Raw genomic sequence first — 18,235 nt, forward strand, 5'->3', positions numbered from 1 at the left:
CGAGCTTCGCCTTGAACTGTGCGCTACCAGGCGAGCCGCTGCGAAAGCTTAGGACTGTAGTGGGGGAGGGGGAAGGGCGGTTGGTCGCCACTGGTGCGACAGAGCGTCGCATGCGACCGAAGTATGTCCGTGGACAAGGCCAGAGAGGCGGTACGAGTGTACCGCCCTCTAGGACTTTTTAGTTGGATGCAGGTTCCGCTTTGTGCGACAGGCTGTAAACGTACGCCGCCAGCACGTGGACCTTGTCCTTGCCCAGATACTGCTCCTGGGCAGGCATCTGGCCGTTGCGGCCATGACGGATGGTCTGCTGCAGCTGTGCCAGCCCGGAGCCATAGATCCAGCCGGACGGTGCAGTCAGGTTCGGTGCGCCCATCATCGCCATGCCTTCGCCCTTCTGGCCGTGGCAGGCCACGCAGTTCTGGGCGAAGATCGCCTTGCCGGCTTCAACGTCGGCCACGGTGCCTTCCGGCAGCTTCAGGCCGGCCAGGTCCTGGCGAACGTAGGCGGCGACGTTCTTCACGCCTTCTTCACCGATCACCTGACCCCAGCCCGGCATGGCAGCGATCCGGCCATTGAGAATGGTGGTCTTGATCGCGGCGGGCTCGCCGCCCCAGCGCCAGTGGCTGTCGGTCAGGTTCGGGAAGCCCATGGCGCCCTTGGCATCGGAGCCATGGCAGATGGTGCAGTAGTTGGCGAACAGACGGGCGCCCATCTTCATCGCTTCGTCGTTCTGAGCCACCTGCTCGATCGACATCGCCGAGTACTTGGCGAAGATCGGTCCGTACTTCTGCTCGGCCGCATCCATCTCGCGCTGCCACTGCTTGTCCTGCGTCCAGCCACCCTCATAGCCCGGCAGTACGCCCTTCCAGTTCCCCAGGCCCGGGTACAGGATCAGGTAGATGATGCCGAAGAACAGCGTGCCGATGAACAGCAGGAACCACCAGCGCGGCAGCGGGTTGTCGTACTCCTCGATGCCATCGAAAGAATGCCCCATCGTCTTGTCCGTCATGCCGGCCGGTTCGCCCTTGCGGGTGGCGAAGATCAGCCAGAACAGAGCGACGATGCTGCCCAGCGTCAGCAGGGCGATGTATCCACTCCAGAAATTGCTCATGTTCTACTCCTGGGCAGCCCGAACGCCCGGCTGCCCTTGATTGGTCCCAGGGGCTGCGGGCAGCCCCTTGCTCATTAGCCGTGTCAGCGCTTGTTGGTCAGCGCCGTACCCAGTACCTGCAGGTAGGCGACCATGGCATCCATCTCGGTCTTGCCCTTGACGGCGTCGCGTGCACCAGCGATGTCTTCGTCGCTGTAGGGCACGCCCAGCGTGCGCAGCGCCTGCATCTTCTTGGCGGTGTCCTGACCGTCGAGGGTGTGCTCTACCAGCCAGGGGTAGGAAGGCATCTTCGACTCGGGGACGACGTTGCGCGGGTTGTACAGGTGCGCACGGTGCCAGTCGTCGGAGTAGCGGCCGCCCACGCGGGCCAGGTCCGGACCGGTGCGCTTGGAGCCCCACAGGAACGGGTGGTCGTACACGCTTTCACCGGCAACCGAGTAGTGGCCGTAGCGCTCTGTTTCGGCGCGGAAGGGACGGACCATCTGCGAATGGCAGCCGACGCAGCCCTCGCGGATATAGATGTCGCGGCCTTCCAGTTGCAGCGCGGTGTAGGGCTTCATCCCGGCGACCGGTTCGTTGACCACGTCCTGGAAGAACAGCGGAACGATCTGGGTCAGGCCGCCGATGCTCACCGCGAGGATCATGAACAGGGCCAGCAGGCCGACGTTCTTTTCAAGTTTCTCGTGCTGTTTCATTTACCTCGGCTCCTCAAGCGATCTGCGCGGCAGCGTCATATTCCGCCGGCTTGGCCGCACGCACGGTGCGCCAGGTGTTGTAGGCCATCACCAGCATGCCGGTGAAGAAGACCGCACCGCCGATCATGCGCACCACGAAGCCGGGGTGGCTGGCTTCCAGCGCTTCGACGAAGGAGTAGGTCAGGGTGCCGTCCTCGTTGATCGCACGCCACATCAGGCCTTGAGCGATACCGTTGACCCACATCGAGGCGATGTAGAGCACGGTGCCGATGGTGGCCAGCCAGAAGTGGGTGTTGATCAGGCCGATGCTGTGCATCTGCTGACGCCCGAAGACCTTCGGAATCAGGTGGTACAGCGCGCCGATGGAGACCATCGCCACCCAACCGAGGGCGCCGGCGTGTACGTGGCCGATGGTCCAGTCGGTGTAGTGGGAGAGCGCGTTGACGGTCTTGATCGCCATCATCGGACCTTCGAAGGTCGACATGCCGTAGAACGCCAGGGAGACGACGAGGAAGCGCAGGATCGGGTCGCTACGCAGTTTGTGCCAAGCACCGGAGAGGGTCATCATCCCGTTGATCATGCCGCCCCAGCTCGGAGCCAGCAGAATCAGCGACATCACCATGCCCAGGCTCTGCGCCCAGTCCGGCAGCGCGGTGTAGTGCAGGTGGTGCGGGCCGGCCCAGATGTACACGGTGATCAGTGCCCAGAAGTGCACGATCGACAGGCGATAGGAATACACCGGGCGCTCGGCCTGCTTCGGCACGAAGTAGTACATGATGCCGAGGAAGCCTGCGGTCAGGAAGAAGCCTACGGCGTTGTGGCCGTACCACCACTGGACCATGGCATCGGTGGCGCCGGCATACAGCGAGTAGGACTTCATCGCCGTGACCGGAATCTCCAGGTTGTTGACGATGTGCAGGATCGCCACGGTCAGGATGAAGCCGCCGAAGAACCAGTTACCCACATAGATGTGCTTGACCTTGCGGGTGGCCAGGGTGCCGAAGAACACCACTGCATAGGCAACCCAGACGACCGTGATCAGCAGGTCGATCGGCCACTCCAGTTCGGCGTATTCCTTGGAGCTGGTGAAACCCAGCGGCAGGGAGATCGCGGCGAGCAGGATGACCAGCTGCCAGCCCCAGAAGGTGAAGGCCGCCAGTTTTGGCGCGAAGAGCGTGGTCTGGCAGGTGCGCTGGACCGAGTAGTAGGACGTCGCGAACAGTGCACAGCCACCAAAGGCAAAGATCACCGCGTTGGTGTGCAGAGGTCGCAGGCGGCCGAAGCTCGTCCACGGCAGGTCAAAGTTCAAGAATGGCCAAGCCAACTGTGCTGCGATGAAAACGCCGAGCCCCATCCCGACGATTCCCCACACCACCGTCATGATGGCAAATTGGCGGACCACCTTGTAGTGATAGGCGGTACTGGTTGCTGTGTTCATGTATGGGCTTCCATCCACGGCTAAATGAGCAGATTTTCTTTCCTAAGAAAGCGAGGCAAGCATGGGGAAAGGGCAATTCGCCGGTATTGACCAAGGTCAATACACACATTGTGACAATGGCCATTTCGTCTGCTGGAATCGCCCGGCTGACGGGGCCTGGGCGACCCTCGTGCTGGCGCACGGAGCGGGCGCGCCGATGGACAGCCCGTTCATGTCGGAAATCGCTGAGCGCCTTGCCGCGCGCGGCATTGCCGTGTGTCGCTTCGAGTTTCGGTACATGGCCGAGCGAAGGCTGAGTGGAGGCAAACGGCCGCCCAGTCCGGCGGCCCGGCTAGAGGAGGAGTGGCGGGCGATGTACGCCTGGGTGCGACAGCAAACCACAGGCGCTTTGGCGATCGGCGGGAAGTCCATGGGCGGCCGTATGGCGAGCCTGGTGGCCGACGAGTTGGGGGCCGATGCGCTGGTCTGTCTCGGTTATCCGTTCTATGCCGCGGGCAAGCCGGAAAAGCCGCGGGTGGCGCATCTGGGCACTCTTCGTACCCCGACACTGATCGTGCAGGGCGAGCGCGATGCGCTGGGTGATCGGCAGACCGTTGCCCGCTACGCGTTGTCATCGGCTATCGAGCTGCAGTGGCTCGAGGCCGCCGATCATGACCTCAAGCCGCTGAAACGTTCCGGGCTGACCCATGGCGGGCACCTGGACAGCGCCGCCGATGCGATTTCGGCCTGGCTAAGCCGGCTGCTGCCGGCGCCCGGCGTCTGACAGGCTTTCGCCCGCTCAGCGATTGAAGCGCTCGACCAGCGAATACTGCGCCTGCGCGGTAGCTGCCAGGTCCTCGCTCAGCAGCGCGAGGCTGCGTGCATCGCCCGAGGTGCGGTCAGTCAGCTGGGCGATGGTGCCCACGTTGCGACTGATTTCTTCGGCCACGGCGCTCTGCTCCTCGGTGGCGGACGCGATTTGCGTGGCCATTTCGGTGATATTGCCAATCGCCTCGCTGATGCCCGCCAGCGCCAGGTCGGCTTCGACCACCTGGCCCACCCCCCGCTCGGCTTCCACGCGGCCGCTCTCGGTCGCCTCGACGGCGTGCCTGGCCTGCTGCTGCAGCTTCTCGATGAGCTGGTGAATCTGCCCGGTGGCTTCGGCGGTGCGCTGCGCCAGTTGGCGTACCTCGTCGGCGACCACGGCGAAGCCGCGGCCACTCTCGCCCGCCCGCGCAGCCTCGATGGCCGCATTCAAGGCCAACAGGTTGGTCTGGTCGGCAATGCTCTTGATCACATCGACCACGCTGCCGATCTCGTCGCTGTCACGGGCGAGTCGATTGACTACCTCGCCGGTCCGCGCCACAGCCGCAGAGAGCCGCTCGATCGCCTTGCGCGTCTCGCCGGTCACGTCGCGCCCGCGCACCGTCAGGTCGGTGGCCTGCTGGGTGGCTTCGGCGGCCAGCGCCACGTTACCGGCGACCTCCTGGGTGGTGGCCGCCATCTGGTTGACCGCCGTCGCGACCTGCTCGGTTTCCTGATGTTGATGCGCCAGGCCATCGGAGCAGCTCTGGGCCAGCGTGTCGGTGCGTCCTGCCTGGCCCTGCAGTTGTACGGCACTGTCCTGCAGGCGCGTCAGGCAGGTCTTGAGGTGGGCCTGCTGGCTCAGCATGGCCATTTCCAGCTGGGCTTCGACGCCCTTGCTGTCGGTGTACATACGGGCGATCAGCGGATCGCTGGTGGTTTGCCGGGCCAGCCCGAGCAGGCGCTTCATCCCGCGCTGCTGCCAGTGCAGGCCCGCCAGGCCCAGGGGAATCGATAGCAACGCCGCGACGGCGAAACCCGGGCCGTGGTTGAGCCAGACACCAATGGCGAAGCCAACCTGGCTGATCAGTATGAAGGGCAGCCAGTTGAGAAGCAGCGGCACCCAGCGGTCGATCAACGGAATGCCGCGCTTGCCTGCGTTGAGCCGGGCATAGAGAGCTTCGGCGCGGCCAACCTGCTCGCGCGTTGGCTGGGTGCGCACCGACTCGTAGCCGGTAACGTTGCGTGCCGCGTCGAGAACCGGCGTGACGTAGGCATTGACCCAGTAATGGTCGCCGTTCTTGCGACGGTTCTTGACGATGCCCATCCAGGGTCGGCCGTCCTTGAGCGTTGCCCACATGTGCGCAAACACCGCTGGCGGGACATCTGGATGGCGGATGATGTTATGCGGTGCGTTGATCAGCTCCGCGCGATCGAAGCCGCTGACCTCGGCGAAGATGTCATTGCAGTAAGTGATCTGGCCTTTGAGGTTGGTCGTGGAGATCAGGCGCTGCTGGTCGGGGAAGGCGTATTCGCGCTGGGTTACGGGCTGATTGTTACGCATCGAGGAGGCACGTCCGGCAGGTAAGAAAGTGGTGCGACCTGCTACCTATTTGTTCTTTTTGCAGGTCCGGTTGTTTAGTCGGCTCGGTTAGCGCCTTCTTGAACCGAAGCTGACCATCAGATCAGTTCGCTTCGGAATAGGCGACCAGCGGGCAAGGGCTTAATATCCCTGTCATTTTTAGGGCCTATGGTCTCTCTCGAGTCGGCAGAAAACCATTCGCCGAAGGTTTCAAGGGAACTGATCGACGCCGCAGGGTGGCCGTGGCCGGAGTGCCGGGGGAGATGCATCGAGAAGGGACGCAAAAACGCCGGAGCAAGGATTGCTCCGGCGTTTCTATTTGCGCTGGACGAACTCAGCTGCCGATCAGCTGGCGCAGGACGTAATGCAGGATGCCGCCGGCCTTGAAGTACTCGACTTCGTTCTGCGTGTCGATGCGGCACAACACCTGGAAGCTGCTGCGCGAGCCGTCCTCGCGCTCGACGTCCACGGTCAGCAACTGGCGCGGCTTGATTTCCCCGCCCAGGCCGCGAATGGACAAGATTTCGCGTCCGTTCAGGCCAAGCGTCTTGCGGCTTTGCTCGCCGACGAACTGCAGCGCGAGTACCCCCATGCCAATCAGGTTCGAGCGGTGGATGCGCTCGAAGCTCTCGGCGATCACCGCCTTGACGCCAAGCAGGTTGGTGCCCTTGGCGGCCCAGTCGCGACTGGAGCCGGTGCCGTATTCCTTGCCGGCAATGACTATCAGCGGCACGTTTTCCTGCTGATAGCGCATCGCCGCGTCGTAGATCGACATCCGCTCGCCGCTCGGCTGGTGCAGGGTCTCGCCGCCTTCCTCGCCACCGAGCACCTCGTTCTTGATGCGGATGTTGGCGAAGGTGCCGCGCATCATCACTTCGTGATTGCCGCGCCGTGAACCATAGGAGTTGAAGTCCTCCGGCTTGACGCCCAGCTGCTGCAGGTACAGCCCCGCCGGCGAACTGGCCTTGATGTTGCCGGCCGGCGAAATATGGTCGGTAGTGATCGAGTCACCAAACAGCGCCAGGATTCGCGCATTGTCGATATCCCGCGGCGGCGCCGGCGGCTCGCCAATTCCTTCGAAGAAGGGCGGGTTCTGCACGTAGGTGGACGAGGCGTTCCACTGGTAGGTGTCGCCGGCACTGACGGCGATGCGTTGCCAGTGCTCGTCACCGGTGAACACATCGGCGTAACGGCTGCGGAACATCTCGCCGTCGATCATGCCGACCGCCTGGCTCACCTCGGCGCTGCTCGGCCAGATATCGCGTAGGTAGACCGGCTGGTTGCTCGCGTCGTAGCCCAGCGGGTCGGTATCCATGTTGATGCGGGTGGTGCCGGCCAGCGCAAAAGCCACGACCAGCGGCGGTGAAGCCAGCCAGTTGGCCTTGACCAACGGATGCACGCGCCCCTCGAAGTTGCGGTTGCCCGACAGCACCGAGGAAACGATCAGGTCGTTGTCGGTGATCGCCTCGCCGATCGCATCTGGAAGCGGCCCCGAGTTGCCGATGCAGGTCGTGCAGCCATAGCCGACCAGGTTGAAACCGAGTTGGTCGAGGTAGCGCGTCAGGCCGGCACGCTCGAGGTAGTCGGTGACGACCTTCGAGCCCGGCGCCAGTGAGGACTTGACCCACGGCTGGCGCTTGAGGCCGCGCTCGACCGCTTTTTTGGCCAGCAGCCCGGCAGCCATCAGCACGTTGGGGTTGGAGGTATTGGTGCAGGAGGTGATCGCGGCAATCACCACCGCGCCGTGCTTCAGCGAAAAATCCTCGCCGGCAACGGGCGCCGGAGTGTCGGCCTGCTGCTTCTTGCCGCCGGTTTCCAGCAGCAGATCGAAGGCGGCGCCGATCTCCTTGAGGTCGACCCGGTCCTGCGGACGCTTGGGGCCGGCGAGCGATGGCTGGACCTGGTCGAGGTCGAGTTCGAGCGAGGCGGTGAAGATTGGATCCGGCGTCTGGCTGTCGCGCCAGATTCCTTGCGCCTTGCAGTAGGCTTCGACCAGGGCGATGCGGTCGTCGTTGCGCCCGGTCAGACGCAGATAGTCGATGGTCACCTGGTCGACCGGGAAGAAGCCGCAGGTCGCGCCGTACTCCGGCGCCATGTTGCCGATGGTGGCGCGGTCAGCCAACGGCAGGTGGTCGAGGCCCGGCCCGTAGAACTCGACGAACTTGCCGACCACCCCGTGCTTGCGCAGCATCTGCGTGACCGTGAGCACCAGGTCGGTGGCCGTCACGCCTTCGCGCAGCTTGCCGGTCAGGCGAAAGCCGACGACTTCCGGGATGAGCATGGAAACCGGCTGGCCGAGCATCGCCGCTTCGGCTTCGATACCGCCAACGCCCCAGCCGAGCACGCCGAGGCCATTGATCATGGTGGTATGCGAGTCGGTACCGACCAGCGTGTCGGGGTAGGCATAGGTGGCGCCATCTTCCTCGCGCGTCCAGACCACCTGGCCGAGATATTCCAGGTTGACCTGATGGCAGATGCCGGTGCCCGGCGGCACCACGCTGAAGTTGTCGAAGGCCTGCTGGCCCCAGCGCAGGAACTCGTAGCGTTCGCCGTTGCGCTGCATCTCGATCTCGACGTTCTCGTGGAACGCCTGGTCGCTGCCGAAGCGATCGACCATGACCGAGTGATCGATCACCAGGTCCACCGGCGACAGCGGATTGATCTTCTGCGGGTCGCCCCCGGCGCGGGCCACGGCATCGCGCATGGCGGCCAGGTCGACCACCGCCGGTACGCCGGTGAAGTCCTGCATCAGCACGCGGGCCGGGCGGTACTGGATTTCACGCTCGCTGCTGCGGGTCTGCAGCCATTGCGCCAGCGCGTCGAAGTCCTCGCCTCGTACTGTCACGCCGTCTTCCCAGCGCAACAGGTTTTCCAACAGCACCTTGAGCGAGGTGGGCAGGCGGCTGATGTCGCCCAGGTGAGTCGCCGCATCGGGCAGGCTGTAATAGTGGTAGGTCTTGCCGGCTACCTCGAGGCTTCGCCGGCAATTGAGGCTGTCCAGGGACGGCATCGCGCATCTCCTTGTGGGCCCGCCTAGCGGGACATTGACAGAATGAATAGGCCAGAACCTGTTTGACCCTAGCTCTGGCCAGGGTGTTTCGCTACCTCACTGGACAGGGCCGGGGCGCCGGCGGTTCCGCTATCATGGCCGCCCCCAGCGGCTGCCCGAACAGGATCGACCCATGAATTCACTGCTGTTGCACTGCCGTCCGGGCTTCGAGGGCGAGGCCTGTGCCGAGCTCAGCGAACAGGCTGCCCGGCTCGATGTGCCCGGCTACGCCCGCGCCAAGCCGGACAGCGCCTACGCCGAGTTCGTCTGCAACGATGCAGCCGATGCCGAGCGCCTGATGCACGGGACTCGCTTTCGCGAGTTGATCTTCCCCCGTCAGTGGGCGCGCGGCGCCTTTGTGCAGTTGCCGGAAACCGATCGCATCTCGGTCCTGCTCGAGCAACTGGCCGGCTATCCGGTGTGCAGCGACCTGTGGCTGGAGGTCACCGATACCAATGACGGCAAGGAGCTCTCGACCTTTTGCCGCAAGTTCGAGGGGCCGTTGCGCAAGGCGCTGCTCAAGGCTGGTCGCCTGGTGGACAAGAGCGGCGGGCCGCGCCTGCTGCTGACGTTCAAGAGCGGGCGCGAGGTGTTTGCCGGCGTGGCCGAGATTGGCAACAGCGCGCTCTGGCCGATGGGCATACCGCGGCTGAAGTTCCCGCGCCAGGCGCCTAGCCGCTCGACGCTCAAACTCGAGGAGGCGTGGCACCATTTCATTCCGCGCGACCAGTGGGACGCCCGCCTGGCGCCGGGAATGACCGCAGTCGATCTGGGCGCGGCGCCCGGCGGCTGGACCTGGCAGCTGGTCAACCGCCACATGCGCGTCAGCGCGGTGGACAACGGGCCGATGAACGCCGAACTGATGGACTCCGGCCTGGTCGATCATTTCCGCGCCGACGGCTTCGCCTTTCGCCCGCGCAAGCCGGTCGACTGGATGGTCTGCGACATCGTCGAGAAGCCGGCACGCAATGCGGCGCTGCTGGAAACCTGGATCGGCGAGGGCCTGTGCCGCGAAGCGGTGGTCAACCTGAAACTGCCGATGAAGCAACGCTACGCCGAGGTGCGTCGCTTGCTGGAACGCATCCGCGACGGGCTTGCCGAACGTGGCGTGCGCGCCAGCATCGGTTGCAAGCAGCTCTATCACGACCGCGAAGAAGTCACCTGTCACCTGCGCCGGTTGTGAGGCGGCAGGTGACCTCGGCCAAGGCTTGCGTGACAATGCGCGCCTGATCTTTTGGAGTTCACATGACCCAGACTGACCTGACCGTCGATGCGGTGCTCGATGCCACCGGCCTGAACTGCCCGGAGCCGGTGATGATGCTGCACAACAAGGTGCGCGACCTGGCCGGTGGCGAGTTGCTGAAGGTGATCGCCACCGACCCGTCCACGCAACGCGATATTCCCAAGTTCTGCGTCTTTCTCGGCCACGAGCTGGTCGACCGCCAGGAAGAGGCCGGCACCTACCTGTACTGGATCCGCAAGAAGCTCGACTGAGTCGACCGACGGCTCACAGGCCGTCGTCGGGCTGGGGTTGGCTGTGCCACAGCCGGCCGAGCCAGCGCCAGGCGATCCAGCCGCCGGCAGCCAGGTAGACGAAGCCGCCGGGCACCCACATGATCAGCCCCGCCAGTTGTTGATCCGCCACGTCCCGCTCGGCGCCATAAAACGACACAGAGCCGAACGTCAGCAGTGCGCCCAGCAAGCCGGTATGCATCAGTGTCAGCAGCACCGCCATCAATGCCTGCGGCACCTGCTTGCGGTTGGCGCGCAGGACCGACCACCAGAACAGCCAGCCGGTAAAAAGAAAACAGGCGTGCTCGAAGGCATGCACCCAGAGATTGTCGAGCGCCAGGACGTACAGCCGCGGCGTGTGCCAGATCCAGATGATGGCGCCGTGCAGCAGGGCCAGCGCCGTGGGGTAGCGTCCGGCACGCAGCAGCAGAGTCCACACGCGCTGCCCGAACCAGCCGGTGACGCCGCGCCACTGTGGCAGCGGGCGCGCCAGCGCCCAGAGTGGCGCGATCACCAGAATGAACAGCATGTGCTGCGTCATGTGCCAGCTGGTGCTGGTTTCGGCCCATTCGTCGAGGGGGCCGAACACGCTCAGCACGGTCAGCAGCATCGCCGCGTGAAAACACAGCGCTTCGTGGGGGCGCGGCGGTACGCGACGCCCACCCAGTAGGTAGAGCAGCCAGGCCGCTGCCACGAGGGCGGCGGTGATCAGCAGTGGCGTGCGTTCGGCCAGGTGCGCGTCGAACAGGCCGTGCGCCGCCGCGGGGGCCGCCCAGGCCAGGCCGAGCAGCAGGGTGGCGGCCGCGCGATGAGCTACAGACATGGCGGAATCTGCAGCAACGGGATGCCGACGAATAGCGTGGCAATCGCCGCGATCATGTGGATGCCGGCGGCGATCTTGGTGACGAACACCTGCCGTTCGTTGAGTTGATGGGGCGGTCTCGACAAGCGCCAGAAGTGCGAGGCCAGCCACACCAGCAGACCGAGCGTCAGCAGCGTGAGCAGGCCGAGCCCGGCGTTCAACCAGTTCCAGACGCCCTGCTCGGGCGCAGGCGGCGCCAGCGTGCAGACGACCGCCTGGCCGCCATACATGCCGATGAACCACAGGCTCCAGATCACCAGACCCAGCGGAATCTGCACCGGGTGATAAGCCGAGGTGCGTGCGTACTTCATCAGACACCTCCCCAGGTGCCGGGAAACAGCACGATTGCCGCATAGCTGATCCACAGCACACCGAGGTTGTAGTACCAGAGTTGCTCGACGACGATCGGCTCGTAGGGCGCCTTCACGCCGACGTAGCCATAGCCGACGCGCCAGGCCTGCAGCGCGGTGAGCACCGCGGCCAGCCCGCAGTGGATGATGCTGTAGGCCAGTACGACGAAGATCACCGCATCATGCGCAGTCTGCGTCGGCTCCAGCGGTGTTCCGAGCAGTTGCCAGACCAGCAGAGCGGTCTGCAGCGAGGCGAGCAACGCAAGGCCGGCGAGGTTGACCAGCAGCGTGTTCAGCGTTCCCTGGCGCAGCCGCTTGATCAGCCTGTGCAGCCAGATGCACCCCGCACTGAGCAGCACGCCACTCACCAGCATCGGCCAGCCGTCGAGCCGCTGCTCGGGTACTTGCCACTGCGGTGCGACCGTCCACAGATAGAACCAGCCGAACACCAGCGACAGATAGAGCGCCCCGTTGGCCAGCAGGGTGACGCCCATGCCCCACAGGCCGGGGCCATCGAAGGTGCGTGAATGCAGGGGAGGCTCGTCCGGCTCGGTGCGTGCGTCCGGGGCGGCAGCCGGGTGCGCACCGTTCTCCCATGACCAGCGCAGCAGCACGACGAGCGTGGCCACGGTGGCACCCAGCGCCAACCAGTAGAACTTGTTCAGCAGGCTCAGGCAGAGCACCGCCAGCAGTACGGCAGCGATGAACGGCAGCCAGCTGTTGCCGGGCAGGTGGATGATTTCGCGCACCTTGCCGCTCAGCGGGTCGCTGCCCCAGGTCTCGCGGCGACCGTGATCGATCACCGTCAGCGCATGCTCGCCGCGGGCAATGCTGTCGTGCAGATCCGGCTCCTTCCATAGCGGGTGACGGTCGGTGACGTCCGGCAAACTGACGAAGTTGTAGGCCGAAGGCGGCAGGCTGGTCGCCCACTCCAGGGTATCGGCGTTCCAGGGGTTCTTCGGCGCCGGCAGACCGAAGCGAAAGTGCAGCACGATGTCGAGCAGGATGGTCGCCACGCCGATGGCCATGACAAAGCTGCCGACCGACGAGATGAGGTTGGGAATGTCCCAGCCCAGGCCGCTTTCGTAGGTGTATACGCGCCGCGGCATGCCGATCAGGCCGGTCCAGTGCATGATCAGGAAGGTCAGGTTGAAGCCGATGAACACCAGCCAGAAGCCCCAGCGGCCCAGCTTCTCCGAGGGCATGCGCCCGGAGAAGTGCGGCAGCCAGTAGTAGAGCCCGGCCATCAGTGGAAAGAACATGCCGCCGACCAGCACGTAGTGCATGTGCGCGACGACGAAGTGGGTGTCATGGACCTGCCAGTCGAACGGCACCAGGGCGAGCATGACGCCGGTCAGGCCGCCGGCCACGAACACCAGCAGAAAACCCACCAGCCAGAGCATCGGCACCTTGTAAACCGGCCGGCCGAGCCAGAGCGTCGCCAGCCAGGCGAAGATCTGCACGCCGGTCGGCACCGCCACCAGCATGCTCGCCGCCGAGAAGAACGCCTGCGCCAGCTGCGGTATGCCGACGGTGAACATGTGGTGGACCCACAGCCCGAAGCTGATGAAGCCGGTGGTGACGACGCCGAGTACCACCCAGCGATAACCTACCAGCGGGCGCTGGCAGAACACTGGGATCAGCGTGGTGACAATGCCCGCCCCCGGAAGGAAGATGATGTACACCTCCGGATGGCCGAACAGCCAGAACAGGTGCTGCCAGAGCACGGGGTCGCCACCGCCGGCCGGGTCGAAGAAGGGGAATCCGGCGGCGCGCTCGAGTTCCAGCAGGATGCTGCCCAGGATCAGCGGCGGGAATCCGACCACGATCATCATCGCCATCACCAGGATGTACCAGGCGTAGAGCGGCATCTTGTGCAGCGCCATGCCGCTGGTGCGGGTACGCAGGATCGATACCACCAGCTCGACCCCGGCCGACACTGCGGAGATCTCGACGAAGGTGATACCCAGCAGCCAGAAGTCCGAGTTGACGCCCGGGGTGTGCGCCTGGCTCGACAGCGGCGTGTACATGAACCAGCCAGCCTTCGGCGCGACGTCCAGAAAGATGCTCGACAGCAGGATGATGCCGCCGAACAGGTAGCAGAAATAGCCGAGCGCCGACAGCCGTGGGAACACCAGGTCGCGCGCGCCGATCATCTTTGGGATCAGGTAGACGGCCAGCCCTTCCATCATCGGCACGGCGAACAGAAACATCATCACCGTGCCGTGCATGGTGAAGACCTGGTTGTAGACGTCCGGCTCCATCAGCTCGTAGCCGGGCAGGGCGAGCTGGGTGCGGATGAGCATCGCCAGCAACCCGCCGATCAGGAAGAACACGCCACCGGTGACGAGAAAGCGCAGGCCGATGGTGGTGTGGTTGACGATGGTCAGCGCACGCCAGCCGCGCGGGTTGCCCCAGACCTCGTCGAACTGGTCATGCAGCTGGTCGATGTCGGTACCTGGGGCGGTGCGGGGGGTTGCATTGCTCATGGGGAGAGCGTCTCCAGCCATTGGGCGATCTGTTCGAGGGTGGCGTCGGGTACCTCGTCGTGGCGTGGCATGGCATTGCCGTGCTTGAGCGTCTGGTGCTCGCGCAGCCAGCGGCGCAGGCCGTCGTGGTCATTGCGGATGACGCCGGCGCCGAGGGTCGGGCGGGTGGCCAGGTCGGTCAGGTCGGGTGCACGGTTGCCGTCGCTCACGCCGGCGACGCGGTGACATTGCCCGCAGCGCGACGCGAATACCGCGCCGGCCTCGCCCGGGGCCGGCCGGATTGCCGCGCGCTGCTGGCGACGTTCCAGCCAGGCCGCGAAATCACTGGTCTCCAGCGCCTCCACATGCAGCGCCATGAAGGCATGCTGGGTGCCGCAGAATTCCGAGCATTGCCCGCGGTAGGCGCCCGCATGGGCAGCTTCAAGGCGGATGACGTTGGTTCGCCCGGGAATCATGTCCATCTTGCCGCCCAGCCGCGGTACCCAGAACGAATGGATGACATCGGCACTGGTGACCTCGATGTCGGCCGGCCGACCGACCGGTAGAACCAGCTGGTTGGCCGTGACCACCTCCTGGTCCGGGTAGCGCACTTCCCACCACCATTGGTGGCCGACGATCCGGATCCGCAGCGGCTGTTCACCCTCGACGGGCAGCGGCAGCATGCTGCGGCCGGTCGGCAGGCCAAAGGCGAGCAGCACGGCGATGCTCACGCTGGGCAGCACGATGCCGCCACCGATTACCCAGCGGCGATTGATGCGCTTGGCCTGCTCGGCGCTGTGCGGCTGCGAACGACGCAACATGGCATAGACCCACAGCGTGGCTACCGCCAGCCAGACGAGCACGGCAAAGCCAAACATCCACCACCAGACGTTAGCCACGTCCTGCGCCATCGGGCCGGCCGGGTTCAGCGCCGACTGCGCACCGCCGCAGGCAGTCAGAGAAGGAACTGCCAGCGCCAGCGTGGTCCATTTCATCAGGGCCTGCGGCTGCGTCTGTTGCTTCACCGACGCCATGCCGGCCGGCTGACGTTCGCTGTCGCGCCCGGCCGGGGCAGCGTTCAACCCGTGAAGTGGGCCTGGGAGGGCGCAATGGCGATAGAGCGAAATTCGATCCACAGCAATGCGGCGATCGGCAGCCATCCGCTGCATCCGATGATGATCCACTTTCCGGTAGCGGCGCTGATCGGTTTGCTTCCGGCCGACCTGGCCTACCTGTGGACGCTCGATCCGTTCTGGCAGCGCGGCGGGCTCTGGCTGGCCGGTGTCGGTGCGTTCGGCGGCTGGGTCGCGAGCATCGCCGGGCTGATCGATCTGCTCAGCGTGCGGGATATTCGGCGCAAGGTGACAGCCTGGTGCCACGCCATCCTGGCGGTGATGATGCTCTCGCTGGCCTCGCTCAACTGGCTTCTGCGCTATCAGGGCCTCGGCGCTGACGAGGGGGCCCTGTGGGGGCTGTACCTGTCCGTGATCACGGCGCTGCTGATCTCCCTGGCGGCGTTCCTTGGTGGGCGCCTGGTGTATGAACATGCCGTCGGCGTCGATCTGGACAGCTAGCGGGAGCGTGCGGCGGGCGCGGGCGTCAGGCGTCATGCGTCGAGTCCGTCCGGGTCAGAAGGGTTTGGCCAGCACCAGCCAGAGCGTCAGGCTGATCAGCAGGGGGATGAGCACGCCCAGCGTCAGGCACTGGTAGGTGACGCGGCGGTCCGGCCGACGCTCAACGCGCAGCACGAGAACCCCGCACAGCGCATGACAGAGCGCCATGCCGGTTACGGCCGTCAACTTGATGATCAGCCAGCCGGCGAGGGTGCCGTCGCGCAGGAACAGCGCCGTACCCGAGCCGATGGCCAGCAGCGCGGCGGGCGTACCGATGAGGGTGAAGACCAGGCGCGTCAGATGCGCGTGGTCGCGGTAGAAGAGCTTGTCGCTGCTGCGTGTGCCGGCAGCAACCAGCGCCGGCAGGTAGAGCAGCGTGCCGCACCAGCAGATCAGCGCGGCGAAATGCAGCAGCTTGAGAAGGGGCATGCCCGAGTTCGTCCGGTGGCGGCAAGTCTGACTTGTGACAGCCTTGCCTGCGAGCCGTTCGGCTGCTCGGGCTCAGTGCGCGGTCGGGGCGCTCAGTCTGCCGGTGGCGGCGACTCGTCACGCTCGGGGTGCCTTGGCGCTTCCTCGAGGCGTTCGAACAGGCGACTGCCGCAACGGCTGCAGAACGCGGCGTTGGCGTCGTGCACGCCCTTGGCGCAGCTCGGGCAGTTGTAATGCAGCACGCTGTCGTCGCGCATGGCATTGGCCAGTTCGGCGGTGAAGATGCCCGTTGGCACGGCAATGATCGAATAGCCGGTGATCATCACCAGCGTCGCCAGGGCCTTGCCCAGGGCAGTGTGTGGAACGATGTCGCCGAACCCCACGGTGGTCAGCGTCACCACCGCCCAGTACACGCTCATCGGGATGCTGGTGAAGCCGTTGCTGGGCCCCTCGATCACGTACATCAGCGTGCCGTACACCACCACCAGCGTGCTCACGCTCAGCAGGAATACGACGATCTTCTGCCGGCTGCCGCGCAGCGCCACCAGAAGGAAGTTGGCCTGGCTGAGGTAATGGGTGAGCTTCAGTACGCGGAAGACCCGCAGCATGCGAATCACCCGGACGATCAGCAGGTACTGGGCATCGGGGAACAGCAAGGCGATGAACGCAGGCACCACCGACAGGAGGTCGATGGCCCCGTAGAAGCTGAAGATGTACTTGCGCGGAGCGGGGTGAACGCACACCCGGGTGATGTATTCGAGGGCGAACAGCGCGGTGAAGACCCATTCGATGCCGGCCAGCAGCATGCCGTGACGCTGGTTGATGCTGGCGACGCTGTCGAACATCACCACCACCAGGCTGGCGAAGATCACCACCAGCAGCCAGGTGTCGAATCGCCGGCCGGCGTCGGTATTGGTGAAGAAGATGATGGTGTACAGGCGTTCGCGCCAGTTCATCTCGCGCAGCGCATCGTTATCCATCCGGCTCGTTCCTCCAGGGCAGGTTGACCCGCGTGGCCAGCGGGTTCGCTCTGCGCCGCAGTGTACACAGCGTGGCCGCGCTTGCCCGAGCGAACGTTCTTTGCCTATTGCCGTCTTCCGTCATAGTCTTGGTTCATGCGTGCAGTGGGAGAGAGAGATGTCCGATTCGAAGCTGGTCGACCCGTTCGGTCGGCGCATCACATACCTGCGGCTTTCGGTTACCGACCGTTGCGACTTTCGCTGCACCTACTGCATGAGCGAGGACATGATCTTCGCGCCGCGCTCGCACATCCTTTCGCTTGAAGAGCTTTACGCCGTCGCCGATGCCTTCATCGGGCTGGGCGTCAAGCGCATCCGCATCACCGGTGGCGAGCCGCTGGTCCGCAAGGGTTTGACCGAGCTGCTCGAACGCCTTGGCGCACGCAGCGAACTGGAAGACCTGGCCATCACCACCAACGGTTCGCAGCTTTACAAGCTGGCGCCCGCCTTGCGCCGCGCAGGCGTGCGCCGTCTGAACGTCAGCCTCGATTCGCTGAATCCGCAACGCTTCGCCGAGCTGACTCGGCGTGACCGCCTCGAACGCGTGCTTGAAGGCATCGATGCGGCGAAGGCTGCTGGCTTCGAGCGCATCAAGCTCAACAGCGTGATCCAGAAAGGCCGCAATGACGACGAGGTGCTTGATCTGGTCGATTTCGCCGTGGCGCGAGGGCTCGATATCAGCTTCATCGAAGAGATGCCGCTGGGCAACGTGGCCAGCCACGAGCGCCGGATCACTTTCTGTTCCAGCGATGAGGTGCGCGAGCGCATCGAACAGCGGCATACGCTGGTGCGCAGCAGCCATGTCACCGGTGGGCCGTCGCGCTACTGGCAGGTGGCGGGCACGCAGACGCAGGTCGGCTTCATCTCGCCGCACAGCCACAATTTCTGCGGCAGCTGCAATCGCGTACGGGTCACAGCCGAAGGCAAGCTGGTGCTGTGCCTCGGTCATGAAGGGGCGCTGGACCTCAAGCAGCTGATGCGCAGCCATCCTGGCGACGCCGAGCGGCTGCGCAACGCGCTGGTCGAGGCGCTGCAGCTCAAGCCGGAACGTCACCACTTCCGTACCGACGAGCAGGTGCAGGTGGTGCGCTTCATGAGCATGACCGGCGGCTGACGGGCCGCTGGCGAAACCCCCGATCCGTCCCCAACGGTTCCGGCTGTCCCGTCCCCTCGCGCGCCTTTGCGCCCTGCAGCATGCGTAGGTGCCTGCCTGGCGAACGAGGTGGCGTGCTAGACTCGCGCGCCTATCGCCAACGCCCACCAGGATGCCCGAAACACCCATGACGTCACGGCGACCACTGCTTGCCCGGCCAGGCGCCGGCCG

16 protein-coding genes are annotated in these 18,235 nt (G+C 65.0%); 5 read left to right on the forward strand and 11 right to left on the reverse strand.

The window, feature by feature from the left end; genetic code table 11:
* Positions 1–178: 178 nt before the first annotated feature.
* From ccoP to ccoN, 3 genes are all read right to left on the reverse strand, one after another.
* Positions 179–1,111 carry a cytochrome-c oxidase, cbb3-type subunit III gene (ccoP, locus tag CL52_RS08010; protein ID WP_041105287.1) on the reverse strand — a complete coding sequence of 311 codons (933 nt, stop codon included), beginning with the start codon at positions 1,109–1,111 and terminating at the stop codon, positions 179–181.
* Between the two features lie 83 nt (positions 1,112–1,194).
* Positions 1,195–1,806, reverse strand: coding sequence for a cytochrome-c oxidase, cbb3-type subunit II (ccoO, locus tag CL52_RS08015; protein ID WP_014820505.1), 612 nt, complete (start codon positions 1,804–1,806; stop codon positions 1,195–1,197).
* Positions 1,807–1,819: 13 nt separating this feature from the next.
* The gene (gene ccoN / locus CL52_RS08020; protein ID WP_014820504.1) at positions 1,820–3,244 is read right to left on the reverse strand and encodes a cytochrome-c oxidase, cbb3-type subunit I; all 1,425 of its coding nucleotides are present in this window, start codon (positions 3,242–3,244) and stop codon (positions 1,820–1,822) included.
* A 61-nt stretch (positions 3,245–3,305) separates the two neighbouring features.
* On the opposite strand from ccoN, the gene CL52_RS08025 reads away from it, so the two are divergent.
* On the forward strand, positions 3,306–4,007 hold the full coding sequence (locus CL52_RS08025; protein WP_043219683.1) for an alpha/beta family hydrolase: 702 nt from the start codon (positions 3,306–3,308) through the stop codon (positions 4,005–4,007).
* Positions 4,008–4,022: 15 nt separating this feature from the next.
* Here CL52_RS08025 and CL52_RS08030 read toward each other — a convergent pair whose 3' ends face one another.
* Positions 4,023–5,591 carry a methyl-accepting chemotaxis protein gene (locus tag CL52_RS08030; protein ID WP_041105291.1) on the reverse strand — a complete coding sequence of 523 codons (1,569 nt, stop codon included), beginning with the start codon at positions 5,589–5,591 and terminating at the stop codon, positions 4,023–4,025.
* Between the two features lie 352 nt (positions 5,592–5,943).
* Positions 5,944–8,619 (reverse strand): aconitate hydratase AcnA, encoded by a 2,676-nt coding sequence (gene acnA / locus CL52_RS08035; protein ID WP_043219687.1) that lies wholly within the window; start codon positions 8,617–8,619, stop codon positions 5,944–5,946.
* Positions 8,620–8,791: 172 nt separating this feature from the next.
* Between acnA and rlmM the strand changes: the two genes are divergently transcribed.
* Together rlmM and tusA are read left to right on the forward strand one after the other, a co-directional pair.
* Positions 8,792–9,841, forward strand: coding sequence for a 23S rRNA (cytidine(2498)-2'-O)-methyltransferase RlmM (rlmM, locus tag CL52_RS08040; RefSeq protein WP_043219690.1), 1,050 nt, complete (start codon positions 8,792–8,794; stop codon positions 9,839–9,841).
* A gap of 62 nt (positions 9,842–9,903) precedes the next feature.
* Positions 9,904–10,152 carry a sulfurtransferase TusA gene (tusA, locus tag CL52_RS08045; protein WP_041105295.1) on the forward strand — a complete coding sequence of 83 codons (249 nt, stop codon included), beginning with the start codon at positions 9,904–9,906 and terminating at the stop codon, positions 10,150–10,152.
* A 13-nt stretch (positions 10,153–10,165) separates the two neighbouring features.
* Here tusA and CL52_RS08050 read toward each other — a convergent pair whose 3' ends face one another.
* From CL52_RS08050 to coxB, 4 genes are read right to left on the reverse strand one after another with little or no spacing between them, the layout of a single operon-like run.
* Positions 10,166–10,993 (reverse strand): cytochrome c oxidase assembly protein, encoded by an 828-nt coding sequence (locus tag CL52_RS08050; protein ID WP_052264526.1) that lies wholly within the window; start codon positions 10,991–10,993, stop codon positions 10,166–10,168.
* The gene (locus tag CL52_RS08055) at positions 10,984–11,343 is read right to left on the reverse strand and encodes a hypothetical protein (RefSeq protein ID WP_043219693.1); all 360 of its coding nucleotides are present in this window, start codon (positions 11,341–11,343) and stop codon (positions 10,984–10,986) included. The genes CL52_RS08050 and CL52_RS08055 overlap by 10 nt, the downstream gene beginning before the upstream one ends.
* On the reverse strand, positions 11,343–13,871 hold the full coding sequence (gene ctaD, locus CL52_RS08060; RefSeq protein ID WP_043219695.1) for a cytochrome c oxidase subunit I: 2,529 nt from the start codon (positions 13,869–13,871) through the stop codon (positions 11,343–11,345). Before ctaD ends, CL52_RS08055 begins: the two co-directional genes overlap by 1 nt.
* A complete protein-coding gene (coxB, locus tag CL52_RS08065; RefSeq protein WP_041105806.1) occupies positions 13,868–14,761 on the reverse strand; it encodes a cytochrome c oxidase subunit II in 894 nt (297 codons plus the stop codon). The genes ctaD and coxB overlap by 4 nt, the downstream gene beginning before the upstream one ends.
* A gap of 198 nt (positions 14,762–14,959) precedes the next feature.
* Here coxB and CL52_RS08070 point away from each other — a divergent pair, with 198 nt between their 5' ends.
* On the forward strand, positions 14,960–15,424 hold the full coding sequence (locus tag CL52_RS08070) for a DUF2231 domain-containing protein (RefSeq protein WP_043219697.1): 465 nt from the start codon (positions 14,960–14,962) through the stop codon (positions 15,422–15,424).
* 54 nt (positions 15,425–15,478) lie between these two features.
* Here the strand turns inward: CL52_RS08070 and CL52_RS08075 are convergent, their stop codons facing one another.
* Positions 15,479–15,892: a CopD family protein gene (locus CL52_RS08075; RefSeq protein WP_041105304.1), complete on the reverse strand. Its 414-nt coding sequence runs from the start codon at positions 15,890–15,892 to the stop codon at positions 15,479–15,481.
* A gap of 92 nt (positions 15,893–15,984) precedes the next feature.
* Positions 15,985–16,872, reverse strand: coding sequence for an ion transporter (locus CL52_RS08080; RefSeq protein ID WP_043219698.1), 888 nt, complete (start codon positions 16,870–16,872; stop codon positions 15,985–15,987).
* Between the two features lie 157 nt (positions 16,873–17,029).
* On the opposite strand from CL52_RS08080, the gene moaA reads away from it, so the two are divergent.
* Positions 17,030–18,025, forward strand: a complete 996-nt coding sequence (moaA, locus tag CL52_RS08085) for a GTP 3',8-cyclase MoaA (protein ID WP_041105307.1) — start codon at positions 17,030–17,032, stop codon at positions 18,023–18,025.
* The last annotated feature ends 210 nt before the right edge of the window (positions 18,026–18,235 follow it).

The sequence above is a fragment of the Stutzerimonas balearica DSM 6083 genome, assembly GCF_000818015.1.
Lineage (GTDB): Bacteria > Pseudomonadota > Gammaproteobacteria > Pseudomonadales > Pseudomonadaceae > Stutzerimonas > Stutzerimonas balearica.

Excerpts from the sequence above, each read along its gene's own strand:
- ccoO (WP_014820505.1), bottom strand. The coding sequence starts at position 1,806 with ATGAAACAGCACGAGAAACTTGAAAAGAACGTCGGCCTGCTGGCCCTG.
- CL52_RS08070 (WP_043219697.1), top strand. The coding sequence starts at position 14,960 with ATGGCGATAGAGCGAAATTCGATCCACAGCAATGCGGCGATCGGCAGC.
- CL52_RS08055 (WP_043219693.1), bottom strand. The coding sequence starts at position 11,343 with ATGAAGTACGCACGCACCTCGGCTTATCACCCGGTGCAGATTCCGCTG.
- ctaD (WP_043219695.1), bottom strand. The coding sequence starts at position 13,871 with ATGAGCAATGCAACCCCCCGCACCGCCCCAGGTACCGACATCGACCAG.
- CL52_RS08025 (WP_043219683.1), top strand. The coding sequence starts at position 3,306 with ATGGGGAAAGGGCAATTCGCCGGTATTGACCAAGGTCAATACACACAT.
- ccoN (WP_014820504.1), bottom strand. The coding sequence starts at position 3,244 with ATGAACACAGCAACCAGTACCGCCTATCACTACAAGGTGGTCCGCCAA.
- rlmM (WP_043219690.1), top strand. The coding sequence starts at position 8,792 with ATGAATTCACTGCTGTTGCACTGCCGTCCGGGCTTCGAGGGCGAGGCC.
- acnA (WP_043219687.1), bottom strand. The coding sequence starts at position 8,619 with ATGCCGTCCCTGGACAGCCTCAATTGCCGGCGAAGCCTCGAGGTAGCC.
- tusA (WP_041105295.1), top strand. The coding sequence starts at position 9,904 with ATGACCCAGACTGACCTGACCGTCGATGCGGTGCTCGATGCCACCGGC.
- ccoP (WP_041105287.1), bottom strand. The coding sequence starts at position 1,111 with ATGAGCAATTTCTGGAGTGGATACATCGCCCTGCTGACGCTGGGCAGC.
- CL52_RS08075 (WP_041105304.1), bottom strand. The coding sequence starts at position 15,892 with ATGCCCCTTCTCAAGCTGCTGCATTTCGCCGCGCTGATCTGCTGGTGC.
- CL52_RS08080 (WP_043219698.1), bottom strand. The coding sequence starts at position 16,872 with ATGGATAACGATGCGCTGCGCGAGATGAACTGGCGCGAACGCCTGTAC.
- CL52_RS08030 (WP_041105291.1), bottom strand. The coding sequence starts at position 5,591 with ATGCGTAACAATCAGCCCGTAACCCAGCGCGAATACGCCTTCCCCGAC.
- CL52_RS08050 (WP_052264526.1), bottom strand. The coding sequence starts at position 10,993 with ATGTCTGTAGCTCATCGCGCGGCCGCCACCCTGCTGCTCGGCCTGGCC.
- moaA (WP_041105307.1), top strand. The coding sequence starts at position 17,030 with ATGTCCGATTCGAAGCTGGTCGACCCGTTCGGTCGGCGCATCACATAC.
- coxB (WP_041105806.1), bottom strand. The coding sequence starts at position 14,761 with ATGGCGCAGGACGTGGCTAACGTCTGGTGGTGGATGTTTGGCTTTGCC.